This is a genomic window from Thioalkalivibrio sp. ALE31 (genome assembly GCF_000377405.1).
Classification (GTDB): Bacteria; Pseudomonadota; Gammaproteobacteria; order Ectothiorhodospirales; family Ectothiorhodospiraceae; genus Thioalkalivibrio.
Window position 1 is genome coordinate 265,609 of record NZ_KB905022.1, and the last position, 16,231, is coordinate 281,839.

Here is a 16,231-nt window from a genome sequence, read left to right on the forward strand (position 1 = left end):
AGCCCGGCTGCCAAAAATGGCAGAACCGGGGCGGCGTTGGCGGGCGTTGGCCAGGCGCCAAGACACGGACCAGTCGCCTGCAGCGCGCCGCCGGGGTCCGGACCGGAACTCTGGCACGGTACTTGTTAGGGGTTCATCGATACGTCATCCCGGCGTGCCCCTGATAACGGAGGAAAGGCCATGGAGCTCGACCCCATACTACTCTCGCGAATCCAGTTCGCGTTCGTGGTTTCGTTTCACGCGATCTTCCCGGTGTTCACGATCGGGCTGGCTTCGTTTATCGCGTTTCTGGAATTTCGCGCCTGGAAGACCGGTGACACGATCTATACCCAGATCTCGAAGTTCTGGATCAAGATCTTCGCGGTGGTCTTCGGTATGGGCGTGGTCTCCGGCCTGGTGATGTCGTTCCAGTTCGGAACCAACTGGAGTGCGTTCTCCTATGCCACGGCCAATTTCCTCGGGCCGGTGCTGTCCTACGAGGTGCTCACCGCATTCTTCCTGGAGGCGGCGTTCCTGGGCGTGCTGCTGTTCGGGCGTGACCGGGTGCCGCAGGGCGTGCACCTGTTCTCGGCCCTGATGGTCGCGCTGGGCACCTTCATCTCGTCGTTCTGGATCCTGGTGGCCAACAGCTGGATGCAGACACCGGTCGGCTTCGAGCTGCAGGACGGGGTGTTCCATGTCACGTCCTGGATCACGGCGATCTTCAACCCGAGTTTCTGGCCGCGCTTCTTCCACATGGGGCTGGCCTCTCTGCTTACCGCCGGCTTCGTGGTCGCCGGGGTCTCCGCCTGGTACCTGCTGCGCCAGCGCGACGTGGTGATGAACCGCAAGGCCCTGGGCACCACCATGTGGGTGCTGCTGTTCGCGGCACCGGCGCAGCTGGTGGTCGGTGATATCCACGGCCTCAACACCTTCGAGCATCAGCCGACCAAGGTGGCGGCGATGGAAGGCGTGTGGGAGACCGAGCGCGGGGCGCCGCTGCTCTTGTTCGCGATCCCGGACTCGGCCAACGAGACCAATCACTTCGAGATCGGTATCCCGAAGATGGCGAGCTTCATCCTCACCCACGAGATGGACGGGGAAGTGCCTGGCCTGCTGGAGGTTCCGGCCGAGGAACGTCCGCCGGTGGGCATCACCTTCTGGTCGTTCCGCGTGATGGTGGCGATTGGCATGGTGATGATCCTGTTCGCGCTGGCGGGTGCCTGGCTGCGCTTCCGCCGCCGGATGTATGCCTCGCCGCTGTTCCTCAAGGGGCTGGCCTGGATGATCCCGGCGCCGTTCCTGGCGGTGGTCGCGGGCTGGTTCGTGACCGAGACCGGGCGCGCGCCCTGGCTGGTCTACGGCGTGATGAATCATGCCGAGGGCATTACCCCGGCCCTGACCGGTGGCATGGCCCTGTTCACCCTGATCGGCTATGTGGCGGTCTACGCGGCGGTGTTCACCGGGGGCGTCTACTACCTGGTGCGCATCGTGCGTCAGGGCCCGGAACCGGCCGATGCCGTGCATGCGCCGGCGCACGCCAAGCGTCCGCTGTCGGCCGCTGACACCTTCGTCGATGACGCCGCGGTCAGCGGTGCAAGGAGCTAAGTGATGGAAACCACGATCGATATCACGCTGATCTGGGTCGTCATCATTGCCGTGGGCGTGATCGCCTACGTGCTGATGGACGGGTTCGACCTCGGGGTGGGGATCCTCTTCCCCTTCGCCCCGGGGGAGACCTCGCGCGACGTGATGATGAACTCCGTCGCCCCGGTGTGGGACGGCAACGAGACCTGGCTGATCCTCGGCGGCGCGGGCCTGCTGGCCGCCTTCCCGCTGGTGTACTCGGTGTTCCTGCCGGCGCTTTATATCGGGGTCTTCCTGATGCTGGCGGGGCTGATCTTCCGCGGCGTGGCCTTCGAGTTCCGCTTCAAGGCGCACCGCTCCAAGGGCCTGTGGAACGCCGCCTTCGCGGTCGGCTCGGCGGTGGCGGCCTTCGCCCAGGGCGCGGTAGTGGGTGCCTATATCCAGGGCTTCGAGATGGACGGCTTCAGCTTCGCCGGCGGTCCGCTCGACTGGCTGACGCCGTTCACCGTCCTCACCGGCATCGGGCTGCTGGCGGGCTATGCCCTGCTGGGCGCGACCTGGCTGATTGTGAAGACCGAGGGTGATACCCAGGCCTTTGCCTATCGGGTGGCGCCCTGGATGCTGGCGGTCGTGCTGCTGGTGTTCGGCGCGGTGAGCCTGATTACCCCGTTCATCGACCCGAAGGTGATGGAGCGCTGGATGGGGACCTGGCAGTACCTCTGGGTGCTCCCGGCGCTGGCGCTGTTCTCCGCCTGGGTCCTGATCCGCGCGGTGCGCCGGCGAGATGAAGGGATCCCGTTCGTCGCCACGATTGCCCTGTTCATCACCACCTACCTGGGACTGCTGGTGAGCAAGTGGCCGTACGTGGTGCCGCCGGACTACACCTTCTGGGATGCCGCCTCCTCGCCGGATGCGCAGCTGTTCATTCTGGTGGGGGCGTTGTTCGTGATCCCGATCATCCTGGGCTACACCGCCTGGACCTACTGGGTCTTCCGCGGAAAGGTGACCCCGGAGACCGGGTATCACTAGGCGGGAGCGTCCGGCGCGTGCCACAGGGCCGTTCGGGAATGCGCGAGTCCGCCATTCAGGACACCCATCCTCGCGGCTGCAGGGAGCCGGCAGCGGGGCAGGGTCCGGATGGCGGGCCGTCAGGTCACCAGTAAGGGGTGATGCCATGGTGTTGAACATCGCTCGGTTGAACGTGTCTATGGGACAGCGTGACGGCGTCGGTCCCGGCGTCGGATACGCCTTCCAGGACCCCTTGTTGCGAGGCGACGTGACCAGCATCCCGAAGAAGGAGTCGGCACCCCTGGACCCCCACGTGGGGACCCTGCGCCAGGTGCTGGAGGTATTTCGTGAACCGGCCATCCTGCTGTCCCCGGATTATCGGATCCTGGCGGCCAATGGCGCCTACCAGCGCATCTACGGGACTGATCGCGATGGCTCCGGTCGCACCTGCTTCGAGGCCTCCCATGGCTTCCGCCGCCCCTGCGACGAGGCGGGGGAGTCCTGCCCCCTGCGGGCCGCGCTGGGCAGTGGCCACCGCGAACGCGTGCTGCACGTGCATCACACCGAGGCCGGGCGCGAGCACGTGGACGTCGAGTTGCTGCCGATCCGGGATGCTGACGGGGAGATCCGTTACCTGATCGAACGCCTGCATCACCTGCCGGTGTCTGCGCCACAGGCGGGCAGCGGCGGGCTGGTCGGTCGCTCCAGGGCCTTCAATGCCATGCTGGGGATGATCAGCCGGGTGGCGCCGAGTAATGCGTCGGCCCTCCTGCTTGGCGAGTCCGGCACGGGCAAGGAACTCATCGCCCGCGCGATTCACGAGGCGAGTCCGCGGCACAAGTCGCCGTTCGTGCCCGTGGAATGTTCGGGGCTGACCGAAACCCTGTTCGAAAGCGAGCTGTTCGGCCACGAGCGCGGTGCCTTTACCGGCGCCGCGTCGGCCAAGGCCGGGCTGGTCGAGGCGTCAGCCGGGGGCACCCTGTTCCTGGACGAGGTGGGGGATATCCCGCTGAGCCAGCAGGTCAAGCTGCTGCGGCTGCTGGAGACCCATGCCTATCGCCGGGTCGGAGGCGTCGAGTCGCGGCGGGCGGATTTCCGCCTGGTCTGCGCGACCCACCGCGACCTCGAGTCCATGGTGCGTGCCGGCGAGTTTCGCGAGGACCTCTACTACCGCATCAACACCTTTCCGATCGAGGTGCCCCCGCTGCGCGAGCGGGTGGAGGACATCCCGTTGCTGCTGGAGGCCCTTGGCGAGCGCCTGGATCTGGTCGTGCCACCGCGCCTGGAAGACGAGACGCTGAGAGTTCTCGAGCAGTATTCCTTCCCCGGCAATGTGCGCGAGCTGCGCAACATCCTCGAGCGCGCGGCCTTGCTGGCAGACGGCGAGGCGATCCGTCCGGAACACCTGCCGGACCGCGTGCGGCAAGGCGGTCCGTCCCCGGTCGGGGCCAGGACTGGCGGACTGGAAGGGTTGCTGCACCCGCAGTCACTGCGCCCGCTGGACGAGATCGAGCGCGAGTACCTGCGGCACGCGGCTGCGGTGTACCCCGGGGACCGCCGTGCGCTGGCAAGGACCCTCGGGATCAGCGAGCGCAGCCTGTACCGCCGTCTGAGCCAGCTGGAGGGCGACGCCGACGAGCAAGACTGAAAGTGCCCGGGCGGGTCGGGTAACGCGTCTCGCCCGGGTTTAAACGACGTCCGCGTGGGCGGTCGGACGTCCGGCCACTGCCTGTCACAAGGGACGGGAGTGGTGAGATACCGCCATAAGCATCAGTAAAACACGATATTCCAATACAGCTTAAAGACCGGAGTCTCTGATGAAAAAGACCGCAATGACCCTCTCCCTGTCCGCCGCCCTACTGGCGACCCCGATGCTGGCCGCTGCCGAGCCCCTTTCGTTTGGCGAGCAACAGACCATCCGCTCCATGGCCAGTGCCGGGGTCGGGCAGGCCATCGTCAACCAGATGGGCGCCGGTTCGATGGCCGTGATCAATAATCCGTCACCCATCTGTGGTGCCCTGGCGGGTGGCCTGGGCGCATCCATGCTCTCGGCCGATCCGCGGGCGGGCTTCCAGATCGCGACGCTGCGCTCCGGCGAGGATGCCGCCGCCGCGGTGCATGTGACCGCGGACAAGGACGTGGCCTACCTGGCGCTGGGGGGCGAGCTGGATCGCGATGAGAACGTGGCGCTGGCCCACGCCTACCTGCAGGAGCTCGCCGCCTCGGAGTGGGACGGCACCCTGGTGCTGCACATCTCCTCGTGGATGCAGAAGCAGGTCCAGGCTGTCGCGGAGGCCGACGAAGCGGTGGCTGACTATCTGGAAGGGCTCCGCATGGTGGCGCTCCAGCCCGACCTGGAGGCGGGTCAGGCGGTGATGCTGGGCGTGAACTTCGATGGCGACGGCTTCACGACCGAGGAGATGGGTCGTCAGGACATGCGTGAAGACCTGGTGGACTTGTTCCGTCGCATGTAGGCCCGTGGTCAGCGGGCTGGGGCAGGGGCCGTCTTGCCTGGCCCGCTTTAGTGAAAAACTATCGTTGCGTTAAGAAATAAGTAATTCACTATATTCGGGTCGACAGATAAAGTAAGACGTACATGGAGGCACGACCCCATGAACGACCCGATCAAACTTTCAAAGCAAGGAGTACATCATGGCACTGCGTTTGGGCGATACCGCACCGAATTTCCAGATTGACACCACCAAGGGCAAGATCGACTTCCACGAATGGATTGGCGACTCCTGGTGCTTCTTCTTCAGCCACCCGGCCGACTTCACCCCGGTGTGCACCACCGAGATGGGCCGTACCGCGCAGCTGGCCAAGCAGTTCGCGGACCGCAACACCAAGCCGCTCGGGCTGTCGACCGACACGGTCGAGGAGCACAACAAGTGGATCGAGGACGTCAACGACACCCAGAACACCACGCTGGAGTTCCCGATCGTCGCCGACGCCGACAAGAAGATCTCGGAGCTCTACGAGATGATTCACCCGGGCGAGAGCGAGACCGCCGCCGTACGCTCGGTCTACATCATCGACCCGAACAAGAAGATCCGGCTGATGATGACCTACCCGATGTCGGTGGGCCGCAACTTCGACGAGATCCTGCGCGTGATCGATGCGCTGCAGACCGGTGACCAGCACGGCATCGCGACGCCGGCCGACTGGACCCCGGGTGCTCGCGTGATCATCCCGCCGACGGTCAGCAACGAAGATGCGCAGAAGAAGTTCCCGCAGGGCTTCGAGGAGATCCGCTCCTACCTGCGCTACACCCAGGTCTAAGCGATCGGGCGACGATCGCACCGGCCGCTAACGCCGGAACGCTCTGGAGAGTGGAGGGCCCCGCAAAGGGGCCCTTTTTATGTTTGGGTACAGCGCCCGCTGAGGTGAATCGCTGGCCTTTTCCGGTGAGCCGGGGCTAGCCCCAACCCTGCAGGAGCGCGCTCGCGCGCGAAGCCCCCGCCAGCGCCGGTGGCGGGCAACACCTGGCGGCGCCACCCGCTCGGTTGGCGGTGGGGCCTACCGCCCCAGCCCCGTCAGACGGCTGGGTTCGAGGATCTCGATCCAGTAGCCGTCGAGGTCCTTCACGAAGGCGATGTCCTTCAGGCCGCCCTCGTCCGGGCGCTTCACGAATTCAACATTGTTCTGGTCGAACCAGCGCACGGCCGCGTCCAGATCCGGGACCGAAAAGCAGATGTGGCCGAAGCCCTGCGGCTCTTCGTTGCCGTCGTGGTAGTGGAAGCCGGCGTCCTTCTCGGTGCCGTAGTTGTAGGTCAGCTCCAGGATGCCGCGCTGGCTGAACATCCAGCGGGTGGCCTCGCCGGCGTCCTTCGGCGGCTGCGGTTCGTCCTCGCCGATCTGCGCCAGGAAGTAGAGCGTGAACTCGAACTCCGGGAAATCCAGCGTCTTCACCAGCTGCATGCCGAACACGCGCTGGTAGAAGTCCAGCGCCTTCTGCGGATCCTTCACGCGCAGCATGGTGTGGTTGAAGCGAAAGCCGGCCGTGGGATTGTCGCTCATGGTGCGTCCTTGTAGTCCGTAAGAGGGTACTCCGGAGACTGGAACACGGCGGTGCGGGTTCCCTCAAGTGCCGCCGTCACGTGTTGAGATCGAGCGGTCGGGAACGCGACTCCCCCGTCACTGCGAGGAGGCGCCGCCGACGCGGCAGTCTGTCGGGTTGCCCCGACGTTGGAGGCTGCGGTGGGAAATCCCGGCGCTTCGCTGCGGCCGGGATGATGGACCACCAGACCCCGGTCGCATGCCTGGCCGCGCAGGAGCCTGCTTGCAGGCGAAGGGCTTGCGATGGACTCCGGCGCGGGCAGGGGCTTCGCGGGCGAGCCCGCTCCTACAAGGATCGTCGCCCCGGAAACCGCGCACCGGTAATTCCGGATCTACCGGTCGGGAGCCCGCGTCATCGACCGGGCTACCCGCGGCAGAAGGGCCAGACCTGGTAGAAGCGGCGGCAGCGGAACTCGGATTCGCAGCTCGCCAGCTGGGACTCGTAGCGGTCGGCCCGCTGGGCGACCTGGCGCGCCGCGGCCCGCACCTGCGGCTTGTTCTGATAACTGCCACGGCTGTAGCCGCCCTGACCCTCGTGGTAGGCAAGGTAGAGGTGCTCCGCGTTGTGCAGCGGTACGCCGGTCATGCGCTGGGTGCGATCGTTGTACCAGCCGATGAAGTCGGTGGCGTGTTTCATGTGCGTGCGCCGCGCGAAGCGACTGCCGGCATCCTCCCGGTATTCGCCCCAGACCGGATCCTGCGCCTGGGCGTAGCCCCGCGCGGAGGATGGCCGGCTCCACGGGATGAAGCCCAGCAGCCGCTCGCGGTCGGGGCGCACGTGGCTGCGGAACGAGGACTCCTGCTGGATGAACGACATCTGCGTGGCGATGGGCGTGCCCCATTCGCGTTCGGAATCACGCGCGTAGTCGTACCAGCGTGGCTGCTCGCGGAAGATCTCGCAGATATTGCTCTGGTCCTGAGGTGGCGATGGCGCCAGCGTCGCACAGCCCGCCGTGATCACGGCCAGCGCCAGCAGCAGGCCCGCGCGCAGCCCGTTGAGCGCCATGGCCCGCCATTCCTCCTGATCTGCCTTGCCCACCCGAATCTCCCGCTCGGTTCCCCTAATGGCCGGGAGTATAAAGCACCCGCAACGGGGGCCAAGGGTGCGCCGGCTGACGTGCCCGGTTTCGGAGGCTGCCCCGGCCCCTGCGGGCGCCTCGCAGTGTCGGGCATACGGGTTCCCGGTTGCTCCACCATCCCGTCATTGCGAGCGCCGCGAAGCAATCGCCCGACGCAGCCCCCGGCGCCGGAATACCCCCAGCAGACTGCCACGTCGGCTGCGCCTCCTCGCAGTGACGGGGGCGGGGGCGAGCGGGGAGGGAGCTCTGTGGAGGGAGCGGGGGGGTGTGGCAGTGGCGTGTGGGAGCGGGCTTGCCCGCGAAGCCCCTGCCCCCGTCGGAACTTGGTAAAAGCCATTCGCGGGCAAGCCCGCTCCCACAAAGAGCATGGGCGACACTGTTGTTATGCGGCGGTGTTCCAGCCGGGGTCGAGGGGGCTCAGGGCAGTGTCGGTCTGCCACGGGCCGGGTTCGACGGGTTCGTTCGCGATGTCACGGATGCGGGCGATGAACTCGCGGCGGGGCAGGGTCACGGCCCCCAGGTTGAGAAGATGGGCGGTCTCCATCTGCACATCCACCAGGGGCCAGCCCCAGGCGACCAGGTGGCGGCTGAGCCAGGCGAGCGCGATCTTGGAGGCGTCGCGCTCGCGCGAGAACATGGACTCGCCGCAGAACAGCCGCCCCACGGCCACGCCGTAGAGCCCGCCGATCAGGCGCGGGCCGTCCCAGACCTCCACCGAGTGTGCGTGCCCCGTGCGGTGCAGGGCGATGTAGGCCTGCTGCATGCTGGCGGTGATCCACGTCCCGTCGGCGTAGTCGCGCGGCGCGGCGCAGGCCTCGATCACGGCCTCGAAGGCGCGATCGAAGCTGACCGTGTAGCCACGGTTGCGGATCGCCTTCTTCAGGCTGCGGTGCAGGCGGAAGTGACCCGGCTCCAGCACCGCGCGCGGGTCCGGGCTCCACCACAGGATCGGCTGCCCGGCCTCGAACCAGGGGAACACGCCGGAGCGGTAGGCATTGAGCAGACGTGGCACGGACAGATCGCCCCCGGCCGCGAGCAGGCCGTTCGGCTCGGTCAGGGCATGCGCCGGGTCCGGGAACGGGGCCTCCGGGTGCTCCGGGTCCAGCCAGGGCAGGGTGATCTGCGGGCTGGAGTTCATGGGGCGCTTCCGTGCATGCCCCGAGATTGGAGGCCCGGGTTTTGTAGGAGCCTGCTTGCAGGCGAAGGGCCAGTGGCGGCGCCCCGCGCGGGCAGGGGCTTCGCGGGCGAGCCCGCTCCCACGAAGATCGTCTCTGCGGGGCGAACCGGGCCCCGGTTGTATGCCAAGCCTTGTAGGAGCCGAGCCCTCTCGGCGATTGCGGCATTGGCTACGCGCCATCGGCCAGAGGGCTGGCCTCCTACGGGGGATGGTTCAGGCGCGAGGTGCATCGTCGGGTTGGACCTGCCGGTATGGCGAGTGTTCGTGCAGGCGTTCGCAGTGGGCCTGCATCATCTGGGCCTCGCGTTCGCAGAAGTCGCGCACGGGCTGGTCGAAGCCCTCGGTCAGGATCATGTGGGCGGAGTAGGTGGGCGTGGGCAGGAAGCCGCGCGGGATCTTGTGTTCGCCCTGGGCGCCGGGCTCGAAGCGGGCCAGTCCTTCGTGGATGCAGAATTCGATGCCCTGGTAGTAGCAGGTCTCGAAGTGCAGGTCGGCCAGCTCCTCGGTGCAGCCCCAGAAGCGCCCGTACAGGGTGTCGTGGCTGCGGTAGCAAAGGGCCGCGGCGATGGTCTCGTCGTCCCCCGTCTCGCTGGGTCGCCGGGCCTCGAACAGCACCACCTGATCGCCCAGCGCCGCAGCCGTCTCCACAAAAAAGGCCTCCGACAGCGTCGGGATGCCCATGTGCTTCTCGAAGGTGTCGACGTAGAAACGGTGGAAGCGCGCCCAGTCCTCGGGCGATCCGGTGGCCCCGGTCAGCGTGCGGAACTCGATGCCGGCCTCATTGACGCGGCGGCGTTCGCGCTTGATGTTCTTGCGCTTTTTCGAGCTGAGCGCGGCCAGGAAGTCGTCGAAGCTTGTGTAGTCCGCGTTCGTCCAGTGGTACTGGCAGCCCATGCGCTCGGCCAGCCCCAGCTCGCGGGTCACGTCCAGATCATCCTGGTTGGGGAACAGGATGTTCACGCCCGAGGCGTTCAGCTCGCGCCCGCGGGTGACCAGGGCGCGCACGAGCAGGGTGCGCAGGTGATCGAAGTCCGGCGCCTCCGGGTGCACCAGCAGGCGTGGGCCGGTGGCGGGGGTGTAGGGCACGGAGACGACCAGCTTGGGGTAGTAGTTAAGCCCCTGGCGGTTCCACGCGCTCTCCCAGGCGAAGTCGAACACGAACTCGCCGTAGTTGTTGGTCTTGGCGTAGGCCGGCGCGGCCGCGACGAGCTGGTCGTCGCGGAAGATCAGCACATGCTGCGGGAACCAGCCGAACTGGCGCCCCAGGCACTCGTGGCGTTCCAGGCCTTCCAGGAAGGCGTGGCGCAGGAACGGCTCGGTGCCGCCGGTCAGGGCGTCCCAGGCGGCCGGGTCCACGTCGGCCAGGCCGTCGCGCAGTTCGACACGTTCCGGCGTGTCGCCCGAGTCGTCCTCCGGCGGGTGCGGTGCCTGGGTATCGCCCTCGGCGCTCACGTGATCAACCGAGCTTGTCCAGGTACTTCTCCGCGTCCAGTGCGGCCATGCAGCCGGTGCCGGCGGAGGTGACCGCCTGGCGGTAGACATGGTCCATCACGTCGCCGGCGGCGAACACGCCCGGTACGGAGGTGGCGGTGGCGTTGCCCTCCAGGCCGCTTTGCACCTTGATGTAACCGCCTTCCATGTCCAGCTGGCCCTGGAAGATGTCGGTGTTCGGCTTGTGGCCGATCGCGATGAACACGCCCATCACGTCGATGTCCTTCGTCTCGCCGCTCTGGGCGTGCTTCAGGCGGGCACCGGTCACGCCGGTCGCGTCGCCGAGGATCTCGTCCAGGGTGTGGTTCCACTCGATGGTGACGTTGCCGTTCTTTTCCTTCTCGAACAGCTTGTCCTGCAGGATCTTCTCCGCGCGCAGGGCATCGCGGCGGTGCACCAGCACCACCTCGGAGGCGATGTTGGACAGGTACAGGGCCTCTTCCACGGCGGTGTTGCCGCCGCCGATCACCGCGACCTTCTGGTTGCGGTAGAAGAAGCCGTCGCAGGTCGCGCAGGCGGAGACACCCTTGCCGGCGAAGGTGGTCTCGGACTCCAGCCCCAGGTACTGCGCGGAGGCCCCGGTGCAGATGATCAGGGCATCACAGGTGTATTCCCCGGAGTCGCCGATCAGGCGGTAGGGCTTGTCCTTCAGCTGCACCGTGTGGATGTGATCGAAGATCACCTCGGTGTCGAAACGCTCGGCATGCTTCTGCATGCGCTGCATCAGTTCGGGGCCCTGCACGCCCTCGTTGTCGCCCGGCCAGTTGTCCACGTCGGTGGTGGTCATCAGCTGGCCGCCCTGTTCCAGGCCGGTGATCACGACCGGGTTCAGGTTGGCGCGCGCGGCGTAGACCGCGGCGGTCCAGCCGGCCGGGCCGGAGCCCAGGATCAAGAGCGGGCAGTGGCGCGCTTCCTTGCCGCTGCCGCCCTTTTTCGGTTCGGACTCGGTGGCGCCGCCCAGCTGGACGGCGCCGGTGGCGGCCTGCACGGCCCCGGTGGCGCTGGCCATCTTCGGGGTCTCGGCCTGGGCCTTGCCGGATGCGTTCTTCTTGTCCTTCTTGGACTTCTTGGCGTCGCTCATGGCGCTCTCCATCTCGCAACAATGAATTCCGTGGCGGGGGCGGCGGGGCCGTCCCTGCGAGTGCTGCACACGATACCGGATCGTCGGGCGTGGGCCCGGGTTCCATGAATCGGGTAGCGGGATCCGGGGTGCGCCCACAGCTGGCGGGCCATCCCGGATCGGGGATCGATATGGCGGGGATTATTGGGAGGCCGGACGGCTTTGTCCAACGCGGTCACGGGCACCGGGGGAACGCCGCGCCGGCGGGAAGGGCGGGACGCATTTGGTTAATCGCGGTCGATAAAACATTTTCATGATCGCGCGGGCCGGATCGCGGCCCGGGCAGTCACTACATCGGCGTTTGGTGGATAACCCGGGCGCCCCTCCGGGAACGGCGGCAGGACGGGGAATCGCCGTTTTTATCCACAGCTTGCTCACGGGTTGTGCGCGGCTTGTTCTTTCGCGAACCACTATATCTAGTGGCTATGCAGTTCCGGATCCCCGATCTATAGTACTTCACGTTCGATCCAACACCAGCGCGAGGCCGTCATGAACAGCGAACCCTACACCGCCGAAGCCCCCGAGGGCACCCAGTACCCGCCGCAGGCCGAACCGTCGGCCGAGGTCCTGGCGACCAGCCCGGGCCAGCACCAGGTGATTCGCCGTAACGGCAAGGTCACGGGCTTCGATGCCTCCAAGATCGAGGTGGCGGTGACCAAGGCCTTTCTCGCGGTGGAGGGCGGCAATGCCGCGGCCAGCCGCCGCATCCACGAGGTGTCCAAGGAAGTGGCCGGGCAGGTGGTGGACAGCCTGTTCCGCCGCGCCGGCACCCAGGGCATGACGGTGCATATCGAGGATATCCAGGACCAGGTGGAACTGGCCCTGATGCGCGGTGGCCACCACAAGGTCGCGCGGGCCTACGTGATCTATCGCGAGCAGCAGGCGCAGAAGCGCGCCGCCGAGGCCGCCGAGCAGTCCCCGGAAGAGCAGGAGGCTGCCGCCAGCCTGAACGTGACCCGCGCCGACGGCACCCAGGCCCCGCTGGACGAGGCGCGCCTGCAGGCGGTCGTCGCCGAGGCCTGTGACGGCATCGAGCACGTGGACGGCCAGAAGATCCTGACCGAGGCGCGCCGCAACCTGTTCGACGGCGTCGCCGAGAAGGATGTGGCCACCGCGCTGGTGATGGCCGCCCGCGTGATGATCGAGAAGGAGCCGAACTACTCCGAGGTCACCGCGCGGCTGCTGATGGACGCCCTGCGCCGCGAGGCCCTGAGCTTCGTGCACGGTCGCCCGGAAGAGGCCACCCAGGCGCAGCTGGCCGAGCGCTACGCCGAGTACTTCGGCGCCTACATCCGCCGCGCCGCCGACCTGGAGCTGGTCGACAGCGAGCTGACCCGCTACGACCTCGACAAGCTGGGCGCGGCGATCAAGCCCGAGCGCGACCTGCAGTTCACCTACCTGGGCCTGCAGACCCTGTACGACCGCTACTTCATCCATTCTGACGGCACCCGCTTCGAGCTGCCGCAGGCATTCTTCATGCGCGTGGCGATGGGCCTGGCGATCAACGAGATCGACCGCGAGGCGCGCGCGATCGAGTTCTACAACCTGCTGAGCTCGTTCGACTTCATGAGCTCCACGCCGACGCTGTTCAACTCCGGCACCCTGCGCCCGCAGCTCTCCAGCTGCTACCTGACCAGCGTCCCGGACGACCTGGACGGCATCTACAGCGCCATCCGCGACAACGCGCTGCTGTCCAAGTTTGCCGGCGGCCTGGGCAACGACTGGACCCGCGTGCGCGGCATGGGCGCCCACATCAAGGGCACCAACGGCAAGTCGCAGGGCGTGGTCCCGTTCCTGAAGGTGGCCAACGACACCGCCGTGGCCGTGAACCAGGGCGGCAAGCGCAAGGGTGCGGTGTGCGCCTACCTCGAGACCTGGCACATCGATGTCGAGGAGTTCATCGAGCTGCGCAAGAACACCGGCGACGACCGCCGCCGCACCCACGACATGAACAGCGCCAACTGGATCCCGGACCTGTTCATGAAGCGCGTGGCCGAGGACGGCGACTGGACCCTGTTCTCCCCGAACGAGACCCCGGACCTGCACGACCTGGTCGGGGCGGAGTTCGAGAAGCGCTACTGCGAATACGAAGAGAAGGCCGCGCGCGGCGAGCTGCGCGTGCACAAGACCATGAAGGCCGTGGACCTGTGGCGGAAGATGCTCGGCATGCTGTTCGAGACCGGCCATCCGTGGATGACCTTCAAGGACCCGTGCAACCTGCGCAGCCCGCAGCAACACACCGGCGTGGTCCACAGCTCGAACCTGTGCACCGAGATCACCCTGAACACCTCGGATGACGAGATCGCGGTGTGCAACCTGGGCTCCATCAACCTGGCCGCGCATATCAACGAGGCCGGCGAGCTGGATCAGGACAAGCTCGAGCAGACCGTGAACACGGCCATGCGCATGCTCGACAACGTGATCGACTACAACTACTACTCCGTGCCGCAGGCGCGGCGCTCCAACCTGCGCCACCGCCCGGTCGGGCTGGGGATCATGGGTTTCCAGGATGCGCTGTACAAGCTGCGCATGCCGTATGCCTCCGAGGCGGCGGTGGAGTTCGCCGATACCTCCATGGAGGCGGTGTCCTACTACGCGATCAAGGCCTCGACCGACCTGGCCGAGGAGCGCGGGCGTTACGAGAGCTTCCCCGGCAGCCTGTGGAGCCAGGGCATCCTGCCGATCGACTCGGTGAAGAAGCTGGCCGACTCGCGCGGCGAGTACCTGCAGATGGACACCACCCAGCGCCTGGACTGGGACACCCTGCGCAAGCGGGTGAAGAAGATCGGCATGCGCAACTCCAACACCATGGCGATCGCGCCGACCGCGACCATCTCCAACATCTGTGGCGTGTCGCAGTCGATCGAGCCGACCTACCAGAACCTGTTCGTCAAATCGAACCTGTCCGGCGAGTTCACCGTGATCAACCCGTACCTGGTGCGCGATCTGAAAGACCGCGAGCTGTGGGACGAGGTGATGGTCAACGACCTCAAGTACTACGACGGCTCCGTGCAGCCGCTGGACCGCGTGCCGGAGGACATCAAGGCCCTGTACGCCACCGCGTTCGAGCTGGACACCCGCTGGCTGGTCGAGGCCGCCTCGCGCCGGCAGAAGTGGATCGACCAGGCCCAGAGCCTGAACCTCTACATGGCCGAGCCCTCCGGGCCCAAGCTGGACGCCCTGTACAAGCTGGCCTGGGTGCGCGGGCTGAAGACGACCTACTACCTGCGCTCCATGGGCGCCACCCACGTGGAAAAGAGCACCGTGGCCGACTCCTCGCGCGCCAACAAGCTGAACGCCGTCTCCGGCGGCCAGCAGGCGTCCGAGCCGGAAGCGCCCAAGGCGTGCTCCATCCTCGACCCGGACTGCGAGGCCTGCCAGTAAGGCGGCCCCACTCACGGGCAGCGAATACGCACCACGCACCGATCACAACGCACTGAACAAAAGGCCCGGCCACCGCGCCGGGCCGCCACCGAAAGAAGAGGGGACACTATGCTTTCCTGGGACGATCCGATCGCAGCCATCAAAGGCGAAGGCCAGAAAGAACCCGCCGTCCGCCCCGGCATGGGCTTTCAGGAGAACGAAGCCCTGATGAGCACCGCCGGCGCCGCACCCAGCGTCTCGCCGGAGCCGGAAAACGCCGGCCAGCCGCTGGCCGAGCCGAACGAAGACGCCCTGACTGGCACCGGTCTGGAAGACCTGGAGATGGGGGCCGAGCGCATTCGCGTCGATGACAAGAAGATCATCAACTGCCACGCGGACCTCAACCAGCTCGTGCCCTTCAAGTACAAGTGGGCCTGGCAGAAGTACCTGGACGGCTGCGCCAACCACTGGATGCCGCAGGAAATCAACATGAACGCGGACATCGCCCTGTGGAAGGACCCGAATGGTCTGACCGAGGACGAGCGCACCATCGTCAAGCGCAACCTGGGCTTCTTCTCCACCGCCGACTCGCTGGTGGCGAACAACCTGGTGCTGGCCGTGTACCGCCACATCACCAACCCCGAGTGCCGCCAGTACCTGCTGCGCCAGGCCTTCGAGGAGGCGCTGCACACCCACGCCTACCAGTACTGCGTGGAATCCCTGGGCCTGGACGAAGGCGAGATCTTCAACATGTACCGCGAGGTGCCTTCCGTGGCCACCAAGGCCGAGTGGGCGCTGCCGTTCACCAAGCACCTGGCGGACCCGAACTTCCGCACCGGCACGCCGGAGGCGGACCAGAAGCTGCTGCGTGAACTGATCGCCTTCTACGTCGTGTTCGAGGGCATCTTCTTCTACGTCGGCTTCGTGCAGATCCTCTCCATGGGCCGGCGCAACAAGATGACCGGCGTCGCCGAGCAGTTCCAGTACATCCTGCGCGACGAGTCCATGCACATGAACTTCGGCATCGACGTGATCAACCAGATCAAGCTCGAGAACCCGCACCTGTGGACCGAAGACTTCAAGAACGAGATGCGCACCCTGATCTCGGATGCCGTCGAGCTGGAGGCGCAGTACGCTCGCGACACCATGCCGCGTGGCGTGCTCGGCATGAACGCCCAGATGTTCGAGGAGTACCTGCACTTCATCGCCAACCGCCGCTGTGCGCAGATCGGCCTGGCCGAGCTGTACCCGGGGGCTGACAACCCGTTCCCGTGGATGAGCGAGGTGCTCGATCTGAAGAAGGAGAAGAACTTCTTTGAGACGCGGGTTACGGAATATCAGACGGGTGGGGCGTTGAGCTGGGATTGAGGC

Annotated in this window: 12 protein-coding genes; 7 read left to right on the forward strand and 5 right to left on the reverse strand. The window is 66.6% G+C overall.

The window, feature by feature from the left end; translation table 11 throughout:
- Window positions 1-180 precede the first annotated feature (180 nt).
- The 5 genes from D103_RS0107085 (at window position 181) to D103_RS0107105 (ending at window position 5,853) form a co-directional block, all read left to right on the forward strand.
- Window positions 181-1,587: a cytochrome ubiquinol oxidase subunit I gene (locus D103_RS0107085; RefSeq protein WP_018866038.1), complete on the forward strand. Its 1,407-nt coding sequence runs from the start codon at window positions 181-183 to the stop codon at window positions 1,585-1,587.
- 3 nt (window positions 1,588-1,590) lie between these two features.
- Window positions 1,591-2,595 (forward strand): cytochrome d ubiquinol oxidase subunit II, encoded by a 1,005-nt coding sequence (gene cydB, locus D103_RS0107090; protein ID WP_018876313.1) that lies wholly within the window; start codon window positions 1,591-1,593, stop codon window positions 2,593-2,595.
- 145 nt (window positions 2,596-2,740) lie between these two features.
- On the forward strand, window positions 2,741-4,222 hold the full coding sequence (locus D103_RS0107095; protein ID WP_026280297.1) for a sigma-54-dependent Fis family transcriptional regulator: 1,482 nt from the start codon (window positions 2,741-2,743) through the stop codon (window positions 4,220-4,222).
- 169 nt (window positions 4,223-4,391) lie between these two features.
- Window positions 4,392-5,048, forward strand: coding sequence for a hypothetical protein (locus D103_RS0107100; protein ID WP_018876315.1), 657 nt, complete (start codon window positions 4,392-4,394; stop codon window positions 5,046-5,048).
- 178 nt (window positions 5,049-5,226) lie between these two features.
- Window positions 5,227-5,853 carry a peroxiredoxin gene (locus tag D103_RS0107105; RefSeq protein ID WP_018866042.1) on the forward strand — a complete coding sequence of 209 codons (627 nt, stop codon included), beginning with the start codon at window positions 5,227-5,229 and terminating at the stop codon, window positions 5,851-5,853.
- 237 nt (window positions 5,854-6,090) lie between these two features.
- Here D103_RS0107105 and gloA read toward each other — a convergent pair whose 3' ends face one another.
- The 5 genes from gloA to trxB all read right to left on the reverse strand — a co-directional run bounded on the left by gloA (window position 6,091) and on the right by trxB (window position 11,458).
- Window positions 6,091-6,591: a lactoylglutathione lyase gene (gene gloA, locus D103_RS0107110; RefSeq protein WP_018866043.1), complete on the reverse strand. Its 501-nt coding sequence runs from the start codon at window positions 6,589-6,591 to the stop codon at window positions 6,091-6,093.
- 403 nt (window positions 6,592-6,994) lie between these two features.
- Window positions 6,995-7,669 (reverse strand): hypothetical protein, encoded by a 675-nt coding sequence (locus D103_RS0107115; RefSeq protein WP_018876316.1) that lies wholly within the window; start codon window positions 7,667-7,669, stop codon window positions 6,995-6,997.
- 422 nt (window positions 7,670-8,091) lie between these two features.
- Window positions 8,092-8,847 (reverse strand): leucyl/phenylalanyl-tRNA--protein transferase, encoded by a 756-nt coding sequence (aat, locus tag D103_RS0107120; protein WP_018876317.1) that lies wholly within the window; start codon window positions 8,845-8,847, stop codon window positions 8,092-8,094.
- Between the two features lie 252 nt (window positions 8,848-9,099).
- Window positions 9,100-10,338 (reverse strand): GNAT family N-acetyltransferase, encoded by a 1,239-nt coding sequence (locus D103_RS0107125; RefSeq protein WP_018876318.1) that lies wholly within the window; start codon window positions 10,336-10,338, stop codon window positions 9,100-9,102.
- 4 nt (window positions 10,339-10,342) lie between these two features.
- Window positions 10,343-11,458, reverse strand: coding sequence for a thioredoxin-disulfide reductase (trxB, locus tag D103_RS0107130; protein WP_026280298.1), 1,116 nt, complete (start codon window positions 11,456-11,458; stop codon window positions 10,343-10,345).
- Window positions 11,459-11,986: 528 nt separating this feature from the next.
- Between trxB and D103_RS0107135 the strand changes: the two genes are divergently transcribed.
- Both D103_RS0107135 and D103_RS0107140 read left to right on the forward strand, forming a co-directional pair.
- On the forward strand, window positions 11,987-14,881 hold the full coding sequence (locus D103_RS0107135; RefSeq protein ID WP_018876320.1) for a ribonucleoside-diphosphate reductase subunit alpha: 2,895 nt from the start codon (window positions 11,987-11,989) through the stop codon (window positions 14,879-14,881).
- Between the two features lie 108 nt (window positions 14,882-14,989).
- Entirely contained in the window at window positions 14,990-16,228 is a 1,239-nt protein-coding gene (locus D103_RS0107140) for a ribonucleotide-diphosphate reductase subunit beta (protein ID WP_018137604.1), read from the forward strand.
- Window positions 16,229-16,231: the final 3 nt, after the last annotated feature.